The organism is Pseudomonas sp. CM25, from assembly GCF_013179705.1.
GTDB lineage: Bacteria > Pseudomonadota > Gammaproteobacteria > Pseudomonadales > Pseudomonadaceae > Aquipseudomonas.
In genome coordinates, this window is sequence record NZ_JABMCW010000021.1 from 1 (window position 1) to 24,130 (window position 24,130).

Here is a 24,130-nt window from a genome sequence, read left to right on the forward strand (position 1 = left end):
GTAAGCAGGCGGGGAATATCGACCAGCACGCTGGCCGGAGCCGGCTTGCCTGCCAAAGGACTGAGCGTCATGCAAAAACCTCGAGTTCAACGGATGTTGGTGTTGGAGCGTGCAGTGTACTGAGAGTTGCAATGCCGTGCGATGGGCGGTAGCAAAGAAAAGAACAGCTGACGCGCCCCTTGTAGAAGCGGCCTTGCGTCGCGATCGGGCCGCAAGGCCGCTCCTATAGACTCCGCGCATGCCGCTCATCTTGCGGATGCCGGTCTAGAGTAGAGGCCATACCCATCGAATACGAGGCCCCATGGCTTTCCACCGTCTGACCCGCACCCACCCACGCCTGAGCATCGCCGCCGCCGTCGGCCTGCTCGGGGCGTGGCTCATCCCCGCCGACGACACCGTGCAGCATATCCTCGCCGGCTGGAACCTTGGCGTATGGCTATACCTGCTGCTGGTGCTGTACCTGAGCTGGAACGCCAGCCCGGAAAAGGTCCGCAAGGTCGCCCGGGTCGAAGACGAAAACGCCGGCCTGGTCCTGCTCACCGTGTGCATTGCCGCCATCGCCAGCCTTGCCGCAGTGACCTTGCAACTGGTGTCCAGCCGCGATCTGCAAGGTGCTGACCAGGCCCTGCATTACCTGTACACCGGCCTGACCGTGGCAGGGTCCTGGCTACTGATCGGCTGCATATTCAGCCTGCACTACGCGCGGCTGTTCTACACAGGGCAGAACCATGAACCGCCGCTGCGCTTCGCCGATGGCGAGCGCAACCCGGATTACTGGGACTTCCACTACTTCTCCTTCACCATCAGTGTGGCGGTGCAGACTTCCGATGTGGGTGTGGCCGGACGGGGATTGCGGCGGGTGGTGCTGGCGCATTCGCTGGTGGGGTTCGTGTTCAATACGGCGATTCTGGGATTCACCATCAATATCGCGGCAGGGCTACTGGGCTGAGCGCGCCGCTCGTCCGAAAGTATCAGAGCATTATCATGGAGATATGCACCGCGACAGCTCAAGGAAAACGTTTGCTTGGCCAGTTGCCGCCCGGCATGCCCCCGAAGCTATGTGATCTCTGTCATGCATTAGTACATTTGTCGTATTTGCAGCCGAGAATCACCCATGGCAGGTGCTATCTTTACCTTCCCGGCGGCCGCATCGATGTGGCCACTTGCTCACCACGTCCAGGTACGGACAAGGAGGCTGGCATGAACAAGATGACGTTCCCCAACGCCTGCCAGGTGATGCGCTGGCATTTCCACCCGCTGGGTTTCGAAGCCAACATGGATGCGCCACGCAGCATGATCGCGCGGCTGTTCGACCGCGCTACCGGGGAGACCGTACTGGCCATTGCCGGCATCCCTTGCGCGGCCATCATGGCCGCCGCCGATGTCGAACGCATCATCGAGGCCGTCGAGGCCGAGATGGATGCTTTCTTACCCGCCTTTACCCTGCGCGCTGCGGTCTAGACTGCTGCCGTATTTTTCTCGCCCAGGGCCTGCAACCTGCTCATGAACTGCTCGGCCGGCACAGGTTGCCCAAGCAGGTAGCCCTGCAGCGAATCACAGCCCAGGCGGGTCAGGAAAGCCTGTTGCCTGTCGGTCTCGACCCCTTCGGCCACAATCCGCAGCCCCAGCGCCTGGCCCAGGGCGACGATTGCCGAGACGATTGCCGCATCGTCGCTGTCCTGCTCCAGGTCACGGACGAAACCGCGATCGATCTTCAGCTCGTTGGCCGGCAGGCGCTTGAGGTACATCAGGCTGGAATAACCGGTACCAAAGTCATCGATGGACAGGTCCACGCCCATGTCCGACAGGCGCTGCAGCACGGCCAGGCTGGCATCAGCGTCGTGCATGGCAGTGGTTTCGGTGATTTCCAGGGTCAGGCAGTTGGCCGGCAGGCCGTTCTGCTCAAGCGCCTTTGCCACGCTCTCGACCAGCCCTGCGTGGCAGAACTGGATAGCAGACAGGTTCACCGCCATGCGCCACCCCTGGTGGCCCTGGTCCAGCCATTCACGCATCTGGCGGCATGCCTCGCCAAGCACCCACTCACCGATTGGAATGATCAGCCCGGTCTTTTCCGCCAGGCCAATAAAGCGGTCGGGCAGCAACAGGCCCTGCTGCGGATGCTCCCAGCGCAGCAACGCCTCGGCACCGATCGGCTGGCACGCCTGGGCATCGAATTTGGGCTGGTAGTGCAGGCGGAACTGGCGCTGCTCAAGGGCCTGGCGCAAGTCCTGCAACAGCTGCAACTGCTGGCGGGCGTTACTGTTCATCGACACGTCGAAGAAGCTGTAGCCGTTCTTGCCGGCGCTTTTGGCGTGGTACATGGCGGCGTCGGCGTTGCGCAGCAGCTCGTGCTGGTCCTGGCCATTGCCCGGGTAAAGAACGATGCCCAGGCTCGCTGACAATTGCAGGTCGTGCTCGGCCACGCGGAATGGCCGCGATACCAGGTTGACCTGCTTGACCGCCACGTCCATGGCATCGTCCGGTTCCTGCAACTCCACCAGCAGGACAAATTCGTCGCCGCCAATGCGCGCCAGTGTGTCCTGGCTGTGCAGATGCCCGCGCAGGCGCCCTGCCACGGCCTTGAGCAGCAGGTCGCCGATATGGTGGCCGAACGCATCGTTGACCGGCTTGAAGCCGTCCAGGTCGATGAACATCAGGGCAAAACAGCCGCCCTGCTCCGCCACCTTGGCGATGGCTTGCTCGATGCGGTCGGCCAACAGGGTGCGGTTGGGCAGATCGGTGAGAGTATCGTGCAGGGCAAGCTGCGTGAGCTCCTGATTGGCCAGAGTCAGCGAACGGGCCAGCTCGGCGGTGCGTGCCTCCAGGCGGGCGTCCAGCACCGAGGTCAGCAAGGCCACCGCCAATACCGCCAGGGTGGTGATCAGCACCAGGTAGACCAGGCCGTCACCCTGCAGGCCGCTGCCCAGCGCGCCGCAAAAGCTGCCCTCGGGGAAATTCGCCGCCGCCATGCCGGTGTAGTGCATGCCGACGATGGCAAAGCCCATCACCACCGCCGCCAGACCACGGATCTGCCTGACATAGGGCGTGTGCTTGCGCAGGCGGAAGGCGATCCACAGGGCCGCTGCTGATGCCCCAACCGCTATCAGCAAGGAGGCACCGAACAAGGCTGGGTCATAGTCGATTCCCGGCAGCATGCGCAGCGCGGCCATGCCGGTGTAGTGCATGCAGGCGATGCCCGCCCCCATGATCAGCGCACCAAAGCCCAGCTGCAGCCAGGGCAGACTTGGTTGGCTGACCAGCCACAAGGCAAAGCCTGAAGACAACACGGCAATCAGCAGCGAGAACGCGGTCAGGGGCAGGTCGTAACCCAGGTCGATGGGCAGGCTGAAGGCGAGCATGCCGATAAAGTGCATCGACCATACGCCGATGCCCATGGCCAATGCGCCACCCCCCATCCACAAGTATGCAGCCCGGCCCTTGGCCGTGGCGATACGGCCGGTAAGGTCCAGGGCGGTATAGGACGCCAGGATCGCCACGCACAGCGAAATCAACACCAGCGAAGAGGAGTAGCTACCGGTCAACATGGGGAGTTCCAGCGCGGGACAGGGGGGCCCGGAAAAAGCTGACGATTGTACTCAAGCTTTGCCGAAACGCACGGGGTTTTTGCGAATGGGAATGGATCCAAAGATCGCGCCCTTCACTGTGCTTTCAGGGCTGCTGTGCAGCCCATCGCCGGCAAGCCAGCTCCCACAGGGTCCGCACTGTCTCAAGCAGTGTGTGGTGCCTGTGGGAGCTGGCTTGCCGGCGATGAGGCCGTCACAGGCATCATAAGGCTTGGAAAGCGAGTCAATCCTGCTCGGCAAACGCCTGATCGGCGTCCCAGCCCCCACCCAGCGCGGCAACCAGTTGCACACTGGCCACCAACCGCCCCTGCAGCAGGTTCAACACACTGCGCTCGTTGCTCAGCGCCGTGGTCTGCACATTCACCACATCCAGGTAGCCGATCAGCCCGGCACGGTACTGGTTCTCGGTCAGGCGCAGCGACTCGCGGGCTGCATCCAGCGCCTCCTGGCGCACCACCGCTTCGTCGCCATACACCTTCAGCTGCACCAGCAGGTTTTCCACTTCCTTGAAACCGTCCAGCACGGTCTGGCGGTACTGCGCCACGGTCTGGTCATATACCGCCACCGTGCGGTCCACTTCGGCACTGCGCTTGCCGGCGTCGAACAGGTTCAGCGCCAGCTGCGGGCCCACCGACCAGTAGCGGTTGGGCAGCTCGATCCAGTTGTTGAAACTGCTGCTGGAATAACCGCCACTCATGCTCAGGCTCAGGTCCGGGAAATACGCCGCCCGCGACACGCCGATATTGGCGTTGGCCGCCATCACGTTACGCTCGGCCGAGGCAATGTCCGGCCGCCGCTCCAGCAACTGCGAAGGCAATGAAACCGGAATCTGCGGCAGAGCCGGAATGTTCTTGCTGTCGGCCAGGGCAAAGTTGGCCGGCGTCTTGCCCATCAGCACGGCAATGGCGTTCTCGAACTGCGCGCGCTGCCAGATCAGGTCGATCAGGTCGGCCTGGGTGCTCTTCAACTGGGTACGCGCCTGGGCCACCGCATCGGGGCCGGCGACACCGGCCCGGTACTGGTTTTCGTTCATTCGCAGCGAGCGTTCATAGGCCGCCACGGTAGCTTCCAGCAAGCGCTTCTGCTCGTCGATTACCCGCAGTTGCAGGTAGTTCTGCACCAGCTCCGACTGCTGGCTGAGGCGGATCGAGGCCAGGTCGGCCAGGCTGGCTTCAGCACTGGCTTCATTGGCGTTCAGGGTTTCGCGCAGCTTGCCCCACAGGTCGATCTCCCAGCTGACGCCCAACTGTGCGTTGTAGGTGTCGCGGATGCCGCTGCTGCTGCTGGACAGGCTCGAGCTGGAACTGCCCGTACCCTGGGCAGAGCGGTTCTTGCCGACCGTCAGGTCCAGGCTGGGGAACAACCCTGCCCGGCTGCTGCGCACCAGTGCCTGGGCCTGGCGATACTGGGCTTCGGACTGCGCCACGGTCTGGTTGCTGCGGTTCAGCTCTTCGACCAGCGCGTTCAGCCCGGCATCGCCGTACAGTTCCCACCAGGCCCCGCGGGCGATGGCATCGGACGGCGTGGCCTGGGTCCAGCCTTCGGCGTGCTTGAACTGCGCCGCCGGGCTGTCCAGCTCGGGGCGGTGGTAGTCCGGGCTCAAGCTACAGGCACTGAGCAAGGCCGCGCACAATCCGGCACCCAGCAGGCGCGAGCCGCGGCCACGGGTCAGCACTTGCAGGGCACGGTGAAGTGGGGTCTGGGCAAAAGTCATAGCGGGGTATCCAGGGCGGCGTCGGTGCGCACGCCGCGCCAACGGTTGAAACGGTGACGCAGGTGGTCCAGGTACAAGTACACCACCGGCGTCGTATAAAGGGTCAGGACCTGGCTGAACACCAGGCCACCAATGATGGTCAGGCCCAGCGGCTGGCGCATCTCCGCACCCTCGGCACGGCTGAGCAACAGCGGCAGGGCACCAAGAATGGCCGCCAGGGTGGTCATCAGGATCGGCCTCAGGCGCAGCAGGCAGGCACGGCGGATCGACTCTTCCGGCGACAGGCCCTGATGGCGCTCCAGCTGCAAGGCCAGGTCGATCATCAGGATGGCGTTCTTCTTCACCACGCCAATCAGCAGGAATAGCCCCAGCAGCGAGATCAGGCTGAACTCGCCACCGGTGACGTACAGCGCCAGCAACGCACCGACCCCTGCCGAGGGCAAGGTCGAGAGGATGGTCAGCGGGTGAATATAGCTCTCGTAGAGAATACCCAGCACCAGGTAAACCAGCACCAAAGCGCCGAGGATCATGAACGGCTGGCCTTCCTGGGTCTTGGCGAAGGCGTTGGCCGTGCCGCCGAGCTTGGCGATCACCTCTTCAGGCAGGCCCAGCTTGGCCACCGCACGCTCCACGGCTGCCATGGCCTGGTCGGTGCTGTAACCTTCGGCGACATCGAAGGCGATGTCCTCGGAGGCGAACTGCCCCTCGTGGCTGACCCGGTCGTTGGCCAGGCTGTTCTCGTAGTGGGCGATGGTCGACAGCGGCACGCGAGCGCCGTCGGCGGTAATCACCTGCACTTGCTCGAGGGTGCTAGGGTCCCAGGCATACTTGGGGTTGATCTCCAGCACCACCTGGTACTGGTTGAGGCTGTCGTAGATGGTGGAGATCTGCCGCTGGCTGTAGGCGTTGTTGAGCACCGTGGTGACCATGCTCATGTCGATGCCCAGGCGTTTGGCCTGGTCACGGTCTACCACCAGGGTCACCTGCTGGGTGCCAGAACCGTCGCGGGCATCGATGGCGGTCAGTTCGGGCAGCGCGCGTATCGCCGCCACTACCTTGGGGAACCACTCGCGCAGGGCTGACAGGTCACCGCTCTGCAAGGTATAAAGGTACTGCGACGAGCTCTGGTCGCGGCCACCACCCCCCAGTTGCAGGTCCTGGTCGGCCATCAGGAACAGCCGCCCGCCGGGCACCTTGGGCATTTCCTTGCGCAACCGTTCAATCACCTTCTGCGCGTCGATCTTGCGCTCGCTGATCGGCTTCAGGCGCACAAGTACCATAGCGTTGTTGGTACCGCTGTTGCCGCCGATGAAACCGGCCACGCTCTGCACGGCCGGGTCCGCCAGCAGCGCCCGGCGGTAAATTTCCATCTTCGGCTGCATCACCCCGAACGACAGCCCGTCATCGCCACGGATGAAGCCCATCAACTGCCCGGTATCCTGCTGCGGGATGAGCGTTTTCGGCACCACCACATACAGGGCGACGTTCAGGCCGATGGTCGCCAGCAGGCTGATCAAGGTCAGGCGCCGGTGGCGCAGCACCCAGCCCAGGCTGCGGTCATAGCCATCGACCATGCGCTCGTGCAGTTTGTCGCTGTAGCGCTGCAGACGCGTCGGCTGGGCGCGGTGCGGCTTCAGCCAGCGGGCGCAGAGCATCGGCGTGAGGGTCAGCGAGACCACAAGCGAGACGATGATGGCCGCCGCCAGGGTGATCGAGAATTCCTGGAACAGGTTGCGCACGATGCCGCCCATGAACAGGATCGAGACGAACACTGCCACCAGCGAGACGTTCATGGACAGCAAGGTGAAGCCGACTTCCCTGGCGCCGAGAAACGCCGCGCGCATCGGCGGCTGGCCGTCCTCGATATGCCGCGAAATGTTCTCCAGCACCACAATGGCATCGTCCACCACCAGGCCGGTGGCGAGAATCAGCGCCATCAGCGACAGGTTGTTGAGGGAAAACCCGCACAGGTACATCACCGCGAAGGTGCCGACCAGCGACACCGGCACCGCCAGGCTGGGGATCAACGAAGCACGGAAACTGCCGAGGAACAGGTAGACCACCAGAATCACAAGCACCACGGCGACCAGCAGGGTGTGCTCGGCCTCTTTCAGGGTGGCCTTGATCACTGGCGAGCGGTCCATCGCCACGTTCAGCTGGACGCTGGCCGGCAGCAGCGACTGCAGGGCCGGCAGCTGTGCGTGGATCTGGTCGACGGTCTCGATGATGTTGGCGCCGGTCTGGCGGTTGACCACCAGCAGCACCGCACTCTGGTCGTTGAAGAAACCGCTGTTGTAGCGGTTTTCGACGCCGTCGGTCACGGTCGCCACATCGGCCAGACGCAAGATGGTGCCATTTTGCTGGCGGATCACGATCGGTTCGTAGTCCTTGGCCTTTTCCAGCTGGTCGTTGGCGCGCACTTGCCAGTTGCGCTCGCCGTCCTCTACAAAGCCCATGGGCCGGCGCTGGTTGGCATTGGCCACGGCGGTGCGAACTTCGTCCAGCGACAGGCTGTACTGGTTGAGCAGTTGCGGCTCGACGGCAATGCGCACCGCCGGCAACGAACTGCCACCGATCTGCACTTCCCCTACCCCGCTCACCTGGGCCAGGCTCTGCGACAGGATGGTATCGGCCAGGTCGTACAGCTGACCCTTCTGCAACACATCCGAAGTCAGTGACAGCACCATGATCGGTGCCTGCGCCGGGTTGATCTTCTTGTAGGTGGGCATGCTGCGCATGCCACTGGGCAACAGATTGCGGGTAGCATTGATGGCCGCCTGCACTTCACGCGCAGCGCCGTCGATGTCCCGGCCCTGCTCGAAGCCGATGATGACCCGCGTCGAGCCCTGGTTCGAGCTGCTGGTCAGGGTGGTAACGCCGGCGATGCTGCCAAGCTTGCGCTCCAGCGGCGTGGCCACGGTAGAGGCCATGACCTCCGGGCTGGCCCCCGCCAGGTTGGCCTGCACCACGATCACCGGGAAGTCCATCTGCGGCAACGGCGCCACCGGCAGCAGGCCGAAGCTGACGCCACCCAGCAGCATGATCGCCAGGCTCAGCAGCATGGTCGCGACCGGCCGGCGAATAAAAGGTGCGGACAGGTTCATGCCTCGGCCTGCTTCGCGTCAGTGGCCGGGCGCCAGCGCTGGGCCAGGCGGTCGAAGTACAGGTAGATGACCGGTGTGGTGAACAGCGTCAGCACCTGGCTGACCAGCAGCCCGCCGACCATCACCAGGCCCAGCGGCTGGCGCAGTTCGGCACCGGAACCGGTGGCCAGCATCAGCGGCACAGCGCCGAACAGCGCCGCCAGGGTGGTCATCAGGATCGGCCGGAAGCGCAGCAGCGCCGCCTGGTAGATCGCATCCTGCGGGCTCATGCCCTGGTGTCGCTCGGCCTCCAGGGCGAAGTCGATCATCATGATGGCGTTTTTCTTGACGATGCCGATCAGCAGGATGATGCCGATGATGGCGATCATGCCCAGGTCGTTGCCACTGAGGATCAACGCCAGCAAGGCGCCGACCGCTGCCGATGGCAGGGTCGAGAGGATGGTCACCGGGTGGATATAGCTCTCGTACAGCACGCCCAGCACGATGTACATGGTCACCACAGCGGCCAGAATCAGCAGCAAGGTGCTCGACAAGGATGCCTGGAACGCCTCGGCGGCGCCCTGGAATTTGGTCTGCACGCCAATCGGCATGCCGATGTCCTGCTGCACCTGCTCGATCACCTTCACCGCCTCGCCCAGCGAAGCGCCGTGCGCCAGGTTGAACGACATCATCACCGCCGGGAACTGGCCGATGTGCGAGATCGCCAGTTGCGCCTGGCGCTGCTCGACACGTGCCAGCGCAGACAGGCGCACCTGGCCGCCGTCGCTGGCCTTGACGTGGACCGCCTCCAGCGCCTGCGGGCCGATGCTTGCCGCATCGCGCGACTGCAGCACCACCCGGTACTGGCTGGCCTGGGTGTAGATGGTCGAGATCTGCCGCTGGCCGAAGGCGTCGTACAGGGCGTTGGTGATCTGCGAAACGTTGATCCCCAGGCGGCTGGCCATGTCGCGGTCAATCACCAGGTACACCTGCAGCCCCTTGTCCTGCAGGTCGCTGGCCACGTCCTGCAGTTCGGGCCGCTGCTGCAGGGCATTGGTCAGCTTGCCGCTCCACAGCGCGAGCAGGTCGGCATCCGGCGAAGACAGGCTGAACTGGTACTGGGTACGGCTGACCCGGTCTTCGATGCTCAGGTCCTGCACCGGCTGCATGAACAGGCGGATACCGACCAGCTTGTCGACCTGCGGCTGCAGGCGGCTGATCACCTCGGCGGCGGTGGCATCGCGCTCGCCATGCGGCTTGAGGTTGATCAGCAGGCGGCCACTGTTGAGCGTGGCGTTGTCGCCGTCCACGCCAATATACGAGGACAGGCTCTGCACCGCCGGGTCCTGCAGGATCACCTTGCTCAAGGCCTGCTGGCGGTCGCTCATGGCGGCGAACGAAGTGGATTGCGGGGCTTCGGAAATACCCTGGATCACCCCGGTGTCCTGCAGCGGGAAGAATCCCTTGGGTACGATCATGTACAAGAACACGGTCAGCACCAGGCTGGCCACTGCCACCAGCAGGGTCAGCGGCTGGTGCCGCAGAACCCACTGCAAGCCGCGGCCATAGTGCTTGATCAGCCAGTCGATCCAGGCGCCACTGGCGCGGTAGAAGCGGCCCTGCTCCTCTTCCTTGGGCTCACGCTTGAGCAGCCGTGCGCACATCATCGGCGTCAGTGTCAGCGAAACCACCAGGGAGATCAGGATCGCCACCGCCAGGGTGATGGCGAACTCGCGGAACAGCCGGCCGACCACATCGGCCATGAACAGCAGCGGGATCAACACCGCAATCAGCGAGAAGGTCAGCGAGATCAGGGTGAAGCCGATTTGCCGGGCACCCTTGAGCGCCGCCTGCAAAGGGGTCTCGCCCTCCTCGATGTGCCGGGAAATGTTCTCCAGCATGACGATGGCATCATCGACCACGAAACCGGTAGCGATGGTCAGGGCCATCAAGGTCAGGTTGTTCACCGAGAAGCCGGCCAGGTACATCACGCCGAAGGTGCCGATCAGCGACAGCGGCACGGCAATCGAGGGAATGAGGGTGGCGCTGAAGCGACGCAGGAAGACGAAGGTGACCATCACCACCAGCACGATGGCGATCAGCAACTCATGCTGCACGTCCTTGACCGCAGCGCGGATGGTCTGGGTACGGTCGGTGAGCACCGATACATCAAGGCCGGCCGGCAGGTTGTCGGTGATCGACGGCAGCAGCTCCTTGATGCGGTCGACCACCTCGATCACATTGGCGCCGGGCTGACGCTGGATATTCAGCAGCACTGCCTGGTTCTGGTTGGCCCAGGCTGCCAGACGCTCGTTTTCGGCGCCATCGACAATCTCAGCGACATCCTTGAGCCGTAGGGGCGCGCCATTGTTGTAGGCCAGGATCAGGTTGGCGTACTCCGCCGGGGTGCGCAGCTGGTCGTTGGCATCGAGCATCGACACCCGGGTCGGGCCGTCGAAGTTGCCCTTGGGCTGGTTGACGTTGGAAGCGCCTATAAGGGTCCGCACATCTTCCAGGTTCAGGCCATTGGCCGCCAACGCATCGACGTTGACCTTGATCCGCACCGCCTGACGCTGGCCGCCAGCAATGCTGACCATGCCCACACCACTGATTTGCGCGAGCTTCTGTGCCACGCGAGTGTCGACCAGGTCATTGAGCTTGGGCAGCGGCATGGTTTTGGACGAGATGGCCAGGGTCAGCACCGGGGTGTCGGCCGGGTTGACCTTGTTGTACACCGGTGGTGCCGGCAGGTCGCTGGGCAGGAGGTTGCTGGCGGCGTTGATCGCGGCCTGCACCTGTTGCTCGGCGACGTCCATGTTCATGTCGAGGTTGAAGCGCAGGGTCAGCACCGAAGCACCGCCGGAGCTGGTCGAGGCCATTTGCTCCAGGCCCGGCATCTGCCCGAACTGACGTTCCAGTGGCGCGGTTACCGCGCTGGTCATCACCTGCGGACTGGCGCCGGGGTACAGGGTCATGACCCGGATGGTCGGGTAATCCACCTGCGGCAACGCCGACACCGGCAGCAGCTTGTAGGCGATCAGGCCGGCCAGGACGATGGCCAGCATGCTCAGCGTGGTGGCGACCGGCCGCAGGATGAACAGGCGCGAGAGGTTCATGCGCCCGCCTTGCCTGCTGCTTTAACCGGCTGTTGCGGAAGCTGCGGCGCACCGCTTTGCGCCGAGCCTTTGGCGTCCTGGCCCTGCAGGTGCTGACCAGGCGTGGTCGGCACTTGCGAGCTGTCTTCGACCACCTCGACCTTGGTGCCTTCGCGCAGGCGATCGGTGCCTTCCAGCACCAGGCGGTCGCCAGCGGCCAGGCCTTCAAGGATGACGCTGTTGTCGCCGTCGCTGGCGCCGACCTTGAGCTTGCGCACGTTCACGGTGTTCTCGGCGTTGACCACATAGGCGAAGGTACCGTCGTTGCCGAACTGGATCGCCGCTGCCGGAGCCATGACCACCTGCTTGAGGGTGTCGGCCAGCAGGCGCACGTTGACGAACTGATTGGGGAATAGCGCCAGGTCCTTGTTCTCGAAGCGGCCTTTGAACTTCAGGGTGCCGGTGGTGGTGTCGATCTGGTTGTCGATGCTGCCTAGCACGCCGGTGGACTGCAGCTTGCTGTCACTGCGGTCCCAGGCCTCGACCGGCAGGCTGGCGCCGCTGCGATAGCGCTCCAGCACCGTGCTCAGCTCGGTTTCCGGCAGGGTGAAGGCGACGTTGATCGGCTCGGTCTGGGTAATGACCACCAGCGCGGTGGCATCGTTGGCTGCCACCAGGTTGCCCAGGTCGAGCTGGCGCAGGCCCACCCGGCCGTTGATTGGCGAGCGGATCTGGGTGAAATCGAGGTTCAGGCGGGCGTCATTGACCTGCGCCTGGTTGGTCTTGACCAGCCCCTGGAACTGCGCCACCTGCGCTTCGGCGGTATCGAGGGTTTGCTTGGCGATGCTGTCTTCGGCGTACAGGCCTTTATAACGGGCCACGTCGACCTGGGCATTTTTCAGCTGCGCCTGGTTCTGGGCCAGGGTGCCTTCGGCCTGCTGCAGGGCGATGCGGTAGGAACGCGGGTCGATCTCGGCGAGCAGATCGCCGGCCTTGACCTGCTGGCCTTCCTTGAAGTGGATTTTCACCAGCTCGCCCGCCACGCGGCTGCGCACGTTCACGGTATTGGTCGCAGTGACCGTGCCCAGTGCCTTGTAGTACAGCGGGAAGTCGCCCACACGTACCGGTTCGACACGGACCGGCACCGGGTCGGTGGAGCCGCCGAAGCCCGGCCGGCCGCCCATGCCCATGCCCTTGCCACCGCGCCCGCCGCCGGCTTCTTGATGCACAGGCGCCGCTGCGGGCCACAGCCACCAGGCGAGGGCCGCCACCAGCAGCAGGATCAGCAGGCCGACGAGCCAGCGACGGGGGGAACGGGAATTGGACGCTTGCATGGGTTGAACGAACCTTGTTCGGAATGACGACTTGGGAGGGTGAACGATAAGCACTGGCATCGTTTTAGCAAAGGCCCTTTACCAGAGGTTTACCTTTGCCTGACGTTGCCAAAACGCGGAATTTTAAATGAAAACGGCCCGGAACGTGTTCCGGGCCGTTACAGGGTTTTGCTTGGAGTGGAGATGGGCCTGAAGGTTTCCGTTGCCTTTGCTGGCCCTATCGCCGGCAAGCCAGCTCCCACAAGCACATCACAGGCATTGAGAACAGCCTTGTACCTGTGGGAGCTGGCTTGCCGGCGATAGGGCCGGTACAGGCTACAAATGCCTGCCCTGCCCCCCCCCCCCGCAACCCTTACTTCAGTACAGCCAGTGCCGCATCGTAGTTCGGCTCGTCAGCAATTTCGCCAACCAGCTCGCTGTGCAGCACCTTGTCGTTTTCATCCAGCACCACCACGGCGCGGGCGGCCAGGCCGGCCAGCGGGCCGTCGGCGATGGCAACGCCGTAGTTTTCGAGGAACTCGCGGCCACGCAGGGTCGACAGGTTCTTCACGTTTTCCAGGCCTTCGGCGCCGCAGAAGCGTGCCTGGGCGAACGGCAGGTCAGCCGAGATGCACAGCACCACGGTGTTGGCCACGTCGTTGGCCTGGGCGTTGAACTTGCGCACCGAGGTGGCGCAGGTCGGGGTGTCGACGCTTGGGAAGATGTTCAGCACCTTGCGCTTGCCGGCGAAGTCTTTCAGCGACTTGTCAGCCAGGCCTTCACCTACCAGGGAGAAAGCCGGAGCCTGGGCGCCGGCCTGTGGCAGGTTGCCGTTGACCTGGACCGGGTTGCCTTTGAGAGTCACTTGAGCCATGACGAAATCCTTATGCGAGGTTTGAAAAGGACACTGAGTTAAGCATGAAGGCGACCGGGTGCCTATGGGGGCAAGTGAAATTGTTCTAATCACAGACGAATTTTTGTGGACAAAATGCCGATACCTGCCGTGACGGCCAGTTGCCGAGCCCATCCCGACCTCCCACTCCGAGCCTGCTACAAAGTTGGTTTCTTGATTGATATGAGCTGCACAATACTACCCTCATAATGGCTGCATGGCTTGAGCTAGAGCGCTTTACGATAAAGTTGAGCCACCCCTGACAAGTATCAGGGTAAAAAAGCCTACAACTTTATCGGACGTTTCGCCACCAAGTTAATCTTGTACATCTTCCAACCCGATCTACCCTTCTTGCGAATGGTTTTCAAAACTCGGCCAACCCTCAGAGACGAAGTTTCCGCTCATGCACTGGCGAACCAGGCGGTACGAATGATGGAAATTTGCGGGCCGACGCTTCGGGCAGTTGAGTGCACTGATTTACTGGATGACGAACGCTATTTCTTGCATTTCCAATCGGCGGGGTTAGTAGCATGAACCGCCCACCGGATTCGCTCCGGCGCCATCTGTGCTCGACGTTGCTGATTCTGTTGTGTCTGTTAGGTGTATTTCCGCTGGATGTGATCCTCCCATCATTCCCTGCGCTCTCAGATGAGTTTCGGGTCGACTCAAAGCAGATAGCGTACTCCGTGAGCTTTTTTGCTATTGGCGTTGCCATGGCGCAACTAGTGATCGGCCCATTGTCGGATAGCATCGGGCGCAAGCGTTTGCTGCTCGCCGGGTTGGGAGTAGCCATTGCTGGGGCGCTCGGTTGCATATTTTCAACCACCTATGAAACGTTCATGGCGTTTCGTTTAATGCAGGCCCTGGGTTGCGGCAGCCTCGTGCTCGGCCAGGCGCTTGTGCAGGATCTGTATAGGGGTAAACAACGCAATGCCATGCGAATCCTGTTAACCAGCGCAAGTGGGTTATTCATCTCTCTGTCACCGCTGGCAGGTGCCTTTCTCCAGCAGCTCTTTGGCTGGGAGGCAAGCTTCACAGTATTCGTGGGCATCGCTGCGATCGTTTCACTTTTGTCGTATGTGCTGCTTCAGGACGCACCTGGGCTGCACCACCGGGCGTCAGGCTTCTCCAGTTATCTGATGATGCTGCGCGACACGCCCTATCTCGCCTATTCCATGCAGTCCAGCCTCGCCTTTGCCTGCCATTTTTCCTTTATCGTCATAGCGCCATTGCTGCTGATGGGCAGGCTGGAGCTGACGACCTATCAATTCTCCATTGTATTTATCGGCTATGGGTTGGCCTATATCGCTGGCGGAGTAGCTGCAACTTATTTGAACCATCGCGTAAGCCCGCAGGCTCAAATAAAAGCGGGTTTCCTGCTGATAAGTGCTGCGGGCGCCACCCTTTTGATATGGGAGCAGCTAGCAGGGTTGTCTGTGGTGGGTGTTCTGCTACCGATGATTGTCTGTACCACCGGGACAACCCTGGTGCGCCCGGCTGCGACGACCCAGGCCCTGGCACGCTATTCGCGCCAGGCAGGTGCGGCAGCCTCGCTCAACACGACACTGCTGTTCGCTTGGGCGGGTTTGACTGGCAGCGTGGTCGCAAGCTTCGAAAGTACACTTCCGGTAGGCCTGGGACTGCTGTTCGTGGTGGCCAGCCTCTGTGGATGGTGGCTGCTTGCGTGCACCAAGGACGATGAAATGCAACGCTGCTGAAACCTTGGTCAGGCTTAAAAAAATGCCCGGGTGGCGATAGCCGACCCGGGCAGCCTTTACTGCAAGCAGCGAATCAGCTCAGCAGGCCGTAGACCACCGAGGTCAGCGCAACCAGGCCGATCACCACGACGAACACATTGGAGGCCGCGCCGCTGTACTTGCGCATGGACGGTACCCGGCGAATCGCGTACATCGGCATCAGGAACAGCAGCACCGCCAGGATCGGGCCGCCCAGCGACTCGATCATGCCGAGGATGCTCGGGTTCAGGGTGGCGACGATCCAGCACACCACCAGCATCAGCCCGGCAACCACGCGGTCGAGTGCCTTGGCACCTGGGCGCGCGCCGGTCTTGGCAATGATGCCCTTCAGGCCTTCGCTGGCACCGATGTAGTGGCCGAGGAACGACTTGGCGATGGCCACGAAGGCGATCAGCGGCGCAGCGAAGGCGATGGCGGGGTTGCTGAAGTGGTTGGCCAGGTACGACAGGATCGACAGGTTCTGAGCCTTGGCCTCGGCCAGCTGGGCGCTGCTCAGGGTCAGCACGCAGCTGAACACGAAGAACAGCACCATCACCACCATCAGCAGGTGGGCACGGCGCAGGATCTGGCCGCTGCGCTCATCGGCGTGCTCGCCGTAGCGGCGCTTCTGGTCAACCGCGAAGGCCGAGATGATCGGCGAGTGGTTGAACGAGAACACCATCACCGGGATGGCCAACCACAGGGTGTGCAGGAAGGCCGAAGGCGGCGGTACCTGGGTGGCGCTGTCGAGGATGCCGCCGGTCCAGTGCGGGACCAGGTACAGGCCGAGCAGCGCCAGGGCGACGATGAACGGGTACACCAGCAGGCTCATGACCTTGACCGTGGCCTGCTCGCCACAGCGCACGATGGCCAGCAGGCCGAGGATCAGCACGAACGACAAAATGGCCCGTGGTGGCGGCGCCATGTGCAGCTGGTGTTCCATGAAGCTGGAAACAGTATTGGTCAGTGCCACGCTATAGATAAGCAGGATGGGGAAGATGGCGAAGAAGTACAGCACGGTGATCGACGCACCGGCGCTGATGCCGAAGTGCTCCTTGACCACCTCGGTGATGTCGCCGCCGTTGCGCCCCGACAGCACGAAACGAGTCAGCCCGCGGTGGGCGTAGTAGGTCATCGGGAAGGCCAGCACGGCCAGGATCAGCAGCGGCCAGAAGCCGCCGAGGCCGGCGTTGATCGGCAGGAACAGAGTCCCGGCGCCGATGGCTGTGCCGAACAGGCCCAGCATCCAGGTGGTGTCTTGACGCGCCCAGCTGCCGAGGGTGGCGGGGGTCGATTCTGCAAAGCGTTGTTCAACGCTTGGGGCCTGCTCATTCATCCGGGTGAAGCTCCACTCGCAAGACTGCAACAGGCTGAGAATGGCGAAATAGACGATTCGCCCAACTCAACCGGGAAAGAGGGGCGCGATTGTGCACGCAAAGGTTGCACTTGCGAAGCCCTTTTCCGAGGAGCGGTTGCACTTGTCTTTACAAGCAGGTTGTAGCAAGGGCTGCTTTGCAGCCCGATTGCCGCCACGCCGGCTCCCAGCCATGCGCTGTACCAGTGGGAGCCTGCTTGCCGGCGCTCGGGCCGCAAAGCGGCCCCGTGCGGTGTTACTTCTGGACGGCAGCGAACGCTTCGGCAACCCGTTGCAGGTTGGCGGGGCGCAGGCCGGACATGCAAACCCGGCCGCTGTCGATCAGGTACACGCCGAACTCGTCACGCAGGCGGCGTACCTGCTCGACGCTGAAGCCGGTGTAGCTGAACATGCCGCGCTGGCGGAGGAAGAACTGGAAGTCCTGGCCTGGCAGCAGCACGGCCAGGGCATCGACCAGCGCCTGGCGCATGTCGAGGATGCGCTTGCGCATCACTTCGACTTCGGCAGCCCACTGGGCATTCAGGCCGGCATCGCCGAGCACGCCGGCCACCAGCTGGGCACCGAAGTTGGGCGGGCTGGAGTAGTTGCGGCGCACGGTGGCCTTGAGCTGGCCCAGCACGCTCAGGGTGGTGTCGGCGTCATCGCACACCACCGACAGGCCCCCTACCCGCTCGCCATACAGCGAGAAGATTTTCGAGAACGAGTTGCTGACCAGGCACGGCACGCCGGCACGCGCCATTTCACGGATGGCGTAGGCGTCTTCCACCAGGCCTTCGGCGAAGCCCTGGTAGGCGATATCGAGGAACGGAATCAGTTTCTGGGCCTTGACCACCTCGACCACTTGTTGCCACTGGTTTTGCGTAAGGTCGGCCCCGGTGGGGTTGTGGCAGCATGGGTGCAGCAGGACCACGCTGTTGGCCGGCAGGTTGCGCAGGGTGGCCAGCATGCCGTCGAAGTCCACGCCACGGGTGGCCTGGTCGAAGTACGGGTAGGTGTTCACCTTGAAACCGGCGCCCTCGAAGATGGCGCGGTGGTTGTCCCAGGTCGGGTTGCTGACCCAGACTTCGGACTGCGGGAAGTAGCGCTTGAGGAAGTCGGCGCCGACTTTCAGCGCGCCGGAACCGCCAACCGTCTGAACGGTGGCTACGCGCTTGCCGGTCACGGCGGGGTGATCGGCCCCGAACAGCAGCGCCTGGATGGCCTGGCGGTAGCTGGCCAGGCCTTCCATCGGCAGGTAAAGCGAGGCTTCGTGGTCCTGGCCGGCCATGCGTTTTTCCACCGCATCCACCGCTGCCAGTTGCGGCACTACACCGGCCTCATCGTAATACAGGCCGATGCTCAGGTTGACCTTGTCGGCGCGCGGGTCGGCCTTGAAGGTTTCCATCAACGATAGGATCGGGTCGCCGGCATAGGCATCGACATGTTTGAACACAGCGTGCAGCTCCTTGGATCAGGACAGTTCGAAAAGGCAGACCTGAGCATACCCGGAGTGCAGGCTCAGGAACATCCACTAATGTGCAAGGTTGTCTATGCAACATTGCATGGCTGGGGATTTGTGCTGGCGGTGATGTCCCTGTCGCCAGCAAGCCAGCGCCCACAGGTACTTCACAACGCTCAGGGTTAGCGGTGTATCTGTGGGAGCTGGCTTGCCGGCGAAAGGGCCGGATCAGCCAAGCAACTCTCTCAGGCTTTGCAACTCCTGCTCGGTCACTGCCACCCCCTCCTCCTCGGCCACCTCGCGCTCGCGGTAACGTCGCTCACCCGGCATGCGCGTCAGCCCAGCGTGCTTCATCTGCTCCACCAGTTCGCGACTGCGCTGGGCGAAGCGCTCGCCCTCGGTCTTGCTCGGGTCGATCACGATGATCACCTGCCCGGTCCACGGCGTTTTCGCCCCCGGGTGCCCCGACCAGTCGAATTCCCACGAGAAATTCCCGCCGGTCAGCGCCGCCGCCAGCAACTCGACCATCATCGACAGCGCCGAACCCTTGTGCCCGCCGAATGGCAGCAAGGCGCCACCTTCGAGGATCGCCTTGGGTTCGGTAGTCGGCTCGCCACTGGCATCCACGCCCATGCCCTCGGGCAATTGCTGCCCGGCACGCGCGGCAATCTGCACGTCGCCGTGGGCCATGGCGCTGGTGGCCATGTCGAAGACGATCGGGTCGTGTTCGGCGCAAGGCGCGGCAAAGGCGATGGGGTTGGTCCCGAACAGGGGCTGGCGCGCGCCATGCGGCACCACGCAGGTCATGCTGTTGACCACGCTCAGGGCCACCAGGCCCTCGTCAGCGAATGGCTCCACATCCGGCCATAGCGCGGCAAAGTGGTGCGAGTTGTGAATCGCCAGCACGGCGATACCGGCGGTGCGCGCCTTGGCCACCAACAACTCACGGGCCGCTGCAAGCGCAGGCTGGGCGAAGCCCCCCGCCGCATCGACGCTGACATAACCGGGCGCCACATCACTGACCTCCGGCGTGGCCTGGCCGTCGACCCAGCCGCTGGCCAGGGTCGAAACATAGCCCGGCATGCGGAACACCCCATGGCTGTGCGCGCCATCGCGCTGGGCGCTGGCGCAGTTGTGGGCCAGCACACGGGCCACCCTCTCGCTGCAGCCATGACGCTGGAAAATGGCCTGCAACAGGTCCTGCAACTCGGTAAAAGGCACACGCACGTCGGTGCCGGTGGAAGGTGCGGACATCTGAAGCTCCTTGTTGGTATTGGAATGGCTACAGCGTTGCAACGACAAAAACTTTCCTGCATGTGACAGCTATCTGTCAAATGTTGACTTGATGACAGAAAACATTCATTTTCTGTCGCAAGCCTCACCCCTGGAGCCGCAGCATGAGCCAACCGATCAAGCAACGCCTGGAAAACAGCCTGGAAGGGGCCGCTGCCTCGGGCCGCAAGATCGCCACCTACATGCTCGCCAACCTGCACGAACTGCCGTTCCAGACCTCGGCCAGCATCGCTGCCAAGCTGGGCGTCAGCGAATCCAGCGTCGGGCGCTTCTGCCGCTCCTTGGGTTATGCCCACCTCAAGGCACTTAAGCAAGACCTGCAGAACGACCTGGGCGATGGCCCCTGGCTGGTGGGTGACCGTTTGCAGGATTACCGCCACAACCAGGACGCCAGCGACAACGCCGGCAGCCTGGAACTGGAAATCGCCGCACTGATGCGTGTGCACGAGTACCGCCAGAGCCCGGCGTGGCACAGCGTAGCGCAACGCCTGGCGGCCAAGCCGCGGGTGTTCGTCGCCGGTTTCCAGACCGAGCGCGGCATCGCCATGTGCATGAGCCACCTGCTGCAATACCTGCGCGATGGCGTGCAACTGGTAGACATCAGCGCCGGGCACTTCGGCGAAGTGCTGCTGGGCCGTGCCGAAGACAGCGCCCTGGTGGTGTTCGAGGCGCGCCGTTATTCCCGCCACGCCCTGCTGCTGTGCCAGAAGGCGCGCGCGGCCGGCATCGCGGTCACGCTGGTGACCGACACTTTCTGTGACTGGGCCGATGCCAACGCCGACGAGGTGTTCCGCATCCCCACGGAGTTCAACCTGTTCTGGGAATCCACCTCGACAATGCTGTCGTGGGTGCACCTGATGGTCAACGAGGTCTGCAAGAAGCTCGGACCTGATGTTGAAAAACGCTTGGAAGCGACTGCCGCTCTACATAACGAATTCGTCGGCTACACCTCGTGGCCGCCGAGCAAACAACAATAGCAAGAGTGCAATGAGGTGCGAGATGAACAAGACCATGGCCTTGGTGGGTGCGTGCGCCCTGCTGCTGACCGGTGCCGCCAGTGCCGAAACCCTGCGCTTCGCCACCGAGGGTGCCTACCCGCCCTTCAACTATGTAGACGCCGATAACAAGCTGCATGGCTTCGATATCGACATCACCCATGCCCTGTGCGAACAGATGAAAGTCGAGTGCACGCTGGTGGCCCAGGATTGGGAAGGCATTATCCCCGCCCTGATGGCGCGCAAGTATGACGCCGTCGTCGCGTCGATGATCAACACCGAGGAGCGACGCAAGAAAATTGCCTTCACCGACCACTACTACCGCACTCCGCTCACTGTCGCGGTAGCCAAGGACAGCAAGATCGACAGCGCCCAGACCGACTTCGTCGGTTACACAGTCGGTGCCCAGTCGTCGTCCACCCAGGCTATCTACGCCGAGGACGTGTACGGCAAGGCCGGTGCCGATGTGAAGCTGTACCCGACCATGGACGAAGCCAACGCCGACCTGGCCGCCGGGCGCCTGGACGGGGTGATTGCCGACAAGTTCCCGCTGCACGAGTGGATGACCAAAAACGGTGGGGATTGCTGCAAGATCCTCGGAGACGTTGCCGATACCAAGGCCGATGCCGCCATTGCCGTGCGCAAGGATGACGAGGCCCTGCGCCAGCGCCTGAACACCGCGCTGCAACAGCTGGTGGCCAACGGCACCTACCAGAAGATCGCCAGCAAGTACTTTGCTTTCGATATCTACAACTGATCTCAGAGCCCGTCTCGCCTGATCGGGCCCCATCGCCGGCAAGCCAGCTCCCACAGGACCGCACAAGGCCTGAGGGATGCGCAGCCCCTTGTGGGAGCTGGCTTGCCGGCGATGAGGCCGGTCAGGTCAACACAAGGTGTTCGTCATGCTCGATCAATTGTCCTTGCTGTCCTTCGCCAGCGGAGGCTGGGGCCAGGCGCTGCTGGCCGGCGCGCTGGTCACCGTTTCCCTGGCCCTGGCCTGCCTGCCCATCGGCCTGCCGCTGGGCCTGGTGGTAGCCTTGGCGGCGCGCTCGCGCAAGCGCCTGCCCCGGGCTTGGGCCACGACCTTTTCCACAGTATTCCGCGGCCTGCCCGAGCTGCTGACACTGCTGATCATCTATTACGGCTGCCAGATCGCGGCGCAGAAAATCCTTGCGGCCATGGGCTACGAGGGAGAGTTCCTGATCAACACCTTCCTGGCTGCGATGATTGCCTTCAGCCTGGTGTTTGCCGCATTTTCCAGCGAGATCTGGCTGGCAGCCTTCAAGACCTTGCCCAAAGGCCAACTCGAGGCCTGCTCGGCGCTGGGCCTGAGCAAGCGCACCGGCTTCTTCAAGGTGGTACTGCCGCAACTCACCCGCATCGCCCTGCCCGGTTTGTCCAACAACTGGCTGTCGCTGCTCAAGGATACTTCGCTGGTGTCGACCATCTCGCTGGTCGACCTGATGCGCCAGACCAACCTGGCGGTCAGCGTGACCAAGGAGCCGATGTTCTTCTATGGCGTCGCCTGTCTGGGCTACCTGCTGTTCGCGGCGCTGTCCGGGCGGGTGTTCGCCTTCATCGAACGACGCAGTAACCGCCACCTGCAAGGAGCACGGGCATGAGCCTCGATCAACTGCTGGCACTGGTTGTCGACCCTGATTTGCTGGAGCGCTACGGGCCGCGCTTTATCGATGGCCTGCTGGTCACCGCCAAGCTGGTGGCCATTTCCTTCAGCCTGGGCGCCTTGCTGGGCTTGCTGCTGGCCCTGGCGCGGATGTCGCGCAGCCAGCTGCTGCAGCGCATGGCCGCAGGCTACGTGTACTTCTTCCGCGGTTCGCCGTTGCTGGCCCAGTTGTTCCTGCTTTACTACGGCCTGGGCTCGTTCAAGGGCTTCTGGCAGGACGTAGGCCTGTGGTGGTTCTTCCGCGAGGCGTGGTTCTGCACCTTGCTGGCGTTCACCCTGAACACGGCGGCATACCAGGCAGAGATCTTCCGCGGCAGCCTGATGGCGGTCGCACCCGGCCAGCACGAAGCGGCGCGGGCACTGAACCTGAAGCGCTCGACCACCTTCTTCAAGGTGATCCTGCCGCAATCGCTGCTGGTGGCCATCGGCCCGCTGGGCAACGAGCTGATCCTGATGATCAAGGCCAGCGCAATCGCCTCGCTGGTGACCATCTACGACCTGATGGGCGTGACCAAACTGGCCTTCTCGCGCAGTTTCGACTTCCAGATCTACCTGTGGGCTGCCGTGCTCTACCTGGTGATCGTCGAGGTGGTGCGCCGCTTGCTGAAACACCTGGAAGGCCGCCTGGGCCGCCACCTGAACTGACCGAAGGATACGTTCCATGCATTGCCAGACCCTTGTCCTCGGCGCCGGCATCGTCGGCGTCAGCACCGCCCTGCATCTGCAGGCCCGCGGGCGCCAGGTGATCCTGATCGACCGCGACGAACCGGGCAGCGGCACCAGCCACGGCAATGCCGGGCTGATCGAGCGCTCCAGCGTCATCCCCTATGCCTTCCCTCGGCAACTGGGCGCGCTGCTGCGCTACGGCCTGAACCGCCAGCCTGATGTGCGCTACAGCCTGGCGCACCTGCCCAAGGTGGCGCCGTGGCTGTGGCGTTACTGGCGCCAGTCGGCGCCTGGGCGCCTGGCCAGCGCCGCCGCCGACATGCTGCCGCTGGTGCAGCGCTGCGTCGAAGAACATGACGCGCTGATTGCCGCCGCCGGCCTGGAAGGGCTGGTGCAGGCCAAAGGCTGGATCGAGGTATTCCGCGAGCCGGCGCTGTTCGAGCAGGCCAAGGCCGATGCCAAAGGGTTGAGCCGTTACGGCCTGCAATTCGAGATCCTCGAATGCGGCCAGCTGCAGGCCCGTGAGCACCAGCTGGACGCCACCGTGGTGGGCGGTATTCACTGGCTCGACCCGAAGACCGTGAACAACCCCGGCGCCCTCACCCGCGGCTACGCGGCGCTGTTCATGCAGCGCGGCGGGCAGTTCCTGCATGGCGATGCGCGCAGCCTGCGCCAGGCCAACGGCCAGTGGCGCGTGGACAGCCGCCGCGGCCCGATCACGGCCGACGAAGTGGTGGCTTGCCTGGGGCCGCAGTCGGCCGATCTGTTCAGCGGGCTGGGCTACCAGATCCCGCTGGCGATCAAGCGCGGCTACCACATGCACTACGGCACCCGCGACGGCGCGCAGCTGGAGCATTCCATCTGCGACACCCAGGGCGGCTACGTACTGGCGCCAATGGCGCGCGGCGTGCGCCTGACCACCGGCATCGAATTCGACGCCAGCAGCGCCCCGGGCAACCAGATCCAGCTGGGCCGCTGCGAAGCCCTGGCGCGCAAGCTGTTCCCGGCCCTGGGTGAGCGCCTCGACGACAGCCCCTGGCTGGGTCGTCGCCCGTGCCTGCCCGACATGCGCCCGGTGATCGGCCCGGCGTCGCGCCACCCGGGGCTGTGGTTCAACTTCGGCCACGCTCACCACGGCCTCACCCTGGGCCCGGTGAGCGGCAGGCTGGTGGCAGAGCTGGTCACCGGCGAGCGCCCCTTCACCGACCCCGCGCCTTACAGCGCGACCCGTTTCGACTGAACCCACGCGGGAGAACAACAAG

General features: G+C 63.5%; 17 protein-coding genes. 8 read left to right on the forward strand and 9 right to left on the reverse strand.

What is annotated here, in order from left to right; translation table 11 throughout:
* Positions 1–301: 301 nt before the first annotated feature.
* Together HP546_RS04160 and HP546_RS04165 are read left to right on the forward strand one after the other, a co-directional pair.
* Positions 302–949, forward strand: a complete 648-nt coding sequence (locus HP546_RS04160; protein ID WP_172220039.1) for a DUF1345 domain-containing protein — start codon at positions 302–304, stop codon at positions 947–949.
* A 251-nt stretch (positions 950–1,200) separates the two neighbouring features.
* Positions 1,201–1,461, forward strand: coding sequence for a DUF1652 domain-containing protein (locus HP546_RS04165; RefSeq protein ID WP_172220042.1), 261 nt, complete (start codon positions 1,201–1,203; stop codon positions 1,459–1,461).
* Here HP546_RS04165 and HP546_RS04170 read toward each other — a convergent pair.
* From HP546_RS04170 to tpx, 6 genes are all read right to left on the reverse strand, one after another.
* Complete coding sequence (locus tag HP546_RS04170; RefSeq protein WP_172220045.1) at positions 1,458–3,545, reverse strand: bifunctional diguanylate cyclase/phosphodiesterase; 2,088 nt, start codon at positions 3,543–3,545, stop codon at positions 1,458–1,460. The genes HP546_RS04165 and HP546_RS04170 overlap by 4 nt on opposite strands.
* 262 nt (positions 3,546–3,807) lie before the next feature.
* A complete protein-coding gene (locus HP546_RS04175) occupies positions 3,808–5,298 on the reverse strand; it encodes an efflux transporter outer membrane subunit (protein WP_172220048.1) in 1,491 nt (496 codons plus the stop codon).
* The gene (locus tag HP546_RS04180; RefSeq protein WP_172220051.1) at positions 5,295–8,402 is read right to left on the reverse strand and encodes an efflux RND transporter permease subunit; all 3,108 of its coding nucleotides are present in this window, start codon (positions 8,400–8,402) and stop codon (positions 5,295–5,297) included. Before HP546_RS04180 ends, HP546_RS04175 begins: the two co-directional genes overlap by 4 nt.
* On the reverse strand, positions 8,399–11,497 hold the full coding sequence (locus HP546_RS04185; RefSeq protein WP_172220054.1) for an MdtB/MuxB family multidrug efflux RND transporter permease subunit: 3,099 nt from the start codon (positions 11,495–11,497) through the stop codon (positions 8,399–8,401). Before HP546_RS04185 ends, HP546_RS04180 begins: the two co-directional genes overlap by 4 nt.
* A complete protein-coding gene (locus HP546_RS04190; protein ID WP_172220057.1) occupies positions 11,494–12,810 on the reverse strand; it encodes an MdtA/MuxA family multidrug efflux RND transporter periplasmic adaptor subunit in 1,317 nt (438 codons plus the stop codon). The genes HP546_RS04185 and HP546_RS04190 overlap by 4 nt, the downstream gene beginning before the upstream one ends.
* A 352-nt stretch (positions 12,811–13,162) precedes the next feature.
* The gene (tpx, locus tag HP546_RS04195; protein WP_172220060.1) at positions 13,163–13,663 is read right to left on the reverse strand and encodes a thiol peroxidase; all 501 of its coding nucleotides are present in this window, start codon (positions 13,661–13,663) and stop codon (positions 13,163–13,165) included.
* A gap of 548 nt (positions 13,664–14,211) precedes the next feature.
* Between tpx and HP546_RS04200 the strand changes: the two genes are divergently transcribed.
* Positions 14,212–15,399 (forward strand): Bcr/CflA family efflux MFS transporter, encoded by a 1,188-nt coding sequence (locus tag HP546_RS04200; RefSeq protein ID WP_172220063.1) that lies wholly within the window; start codon positions 14,212–14,214, stop codon positions 15,397–15,399.
* A gap of 73 nt (positions 15,400–15,472) precedes the next feature.
* Here HP546_RS04200 and HP546_RS04205 read toward each other — a convergent pair whose 3' ends face one another.
* From HP546_RS04205 to HP546_RS04215, 3 genes are all read right to left on the reverse strand, one after another.
* A complete protein-coding gene (locus tag HP546_RS04205; protein ID WP_172220066.1) occupies positions 15,473–16,753 on the reverse strand; it encodes a serine/threonine transporter in 1,281 nt (426 codons plus the stop codon).
* Positions 16,754–17,027: 274 nt separating this feature from the next.
* Positions 17,028–18,224 (reverse strand): amino acid aminotransferase, encoded by a 1,197-nt coding sequence (locus HP546_RS04210; protein ID WP_172220069.1) that lies wholly within the window; start codon positions 18,222–18,224, stop codon positions 17,028–17,030.
* Positions 18,225–18,458: 234 nt separating this feature from the next.
* Positions 18,459–19,484, reverse strand: a complete 1,026-nt coding sequence (locus tag HP546_RS04215) for an Ldh family oxidoreductase (RefSeq protein WP_172220072.1) — start codon at positions 19,482–19,484, stop codon at positions 18,459–18,461.
* A gap of 143 nt (positions 19,485–19,627) precedes the next feature.
* Between HP546_RS04215 and HP546_RS04220 the strand changes: the two genes are divergently transcribed.
* The 5 genes from HP546_RS04220 to HP546_RS04240 all read left to right on the forward strand — a co-directional run bounded on the left by HP546_RS04220 (position 19,628) and on the right by HP546_RS04240 (position 24,108).
* On the forward strand, positions 19,628–20,500 hold the full coding sequence (locus HP546_RS04220) for a MurR/RpiR family transcriptional regulator (protein ID WP_172220075.1): 873 nt from the start codon (positions 19,628–19,630) through the stop codon (positions 20,498–20,500).
* A 22-nt stretch (positions 20,501–20,522) separates the two neighbouring features.
* On the forward strand, positions 20,523–21,275 hold the full coding sequence (locus HP546_RS04225; RefSeq protein WP_172220078.1) for a transporter substrate-binding domain-containing protein: 753 nt from the start codon (positions 20,523–20,525) through the stop codon (positions 21,273–21,275).
* Between the two features lie 145 nt (positions 21,276–21,420).
* Positions 21,421–22,140, forward strand: coding sequence for an ABC transporter permease (locus HP546_RS04230; RefSeq protein ID WP_172220081.1), 720 nt, complete (start codon positions 21,421–21,423; stop codon positions 22,138–22,140).
* Entirely contained in the window at positions 22,137–22,847 is a 711-nt protein-coding gene (locus HP546_RS04235) for an ABC transporter permease (RefSeq protein WP_172220084.1), read from the forward strand. Before HP546_RS04230 ends, HP546_RS04235 begins: the two co-directional genes overlap by 4 nt.
* A 16-nt stretch (positions 22,848–22,863) precedes the next feature.
* The gene (locus HP546_RS04240) at positions 22,864–24,108 is read left to right on the forward strand and encodes an FAD-binding oxidoreductase (protein WP_172220087.1); all 1,245 of its coding nucleotides are present in this window, start codon (positions 22,864–22,866) and stop codon (positions 24,106–24,108) included.
* The last annotated feature ends 22 nt before the right edge of the window (positions 24,109–24,130 follow it).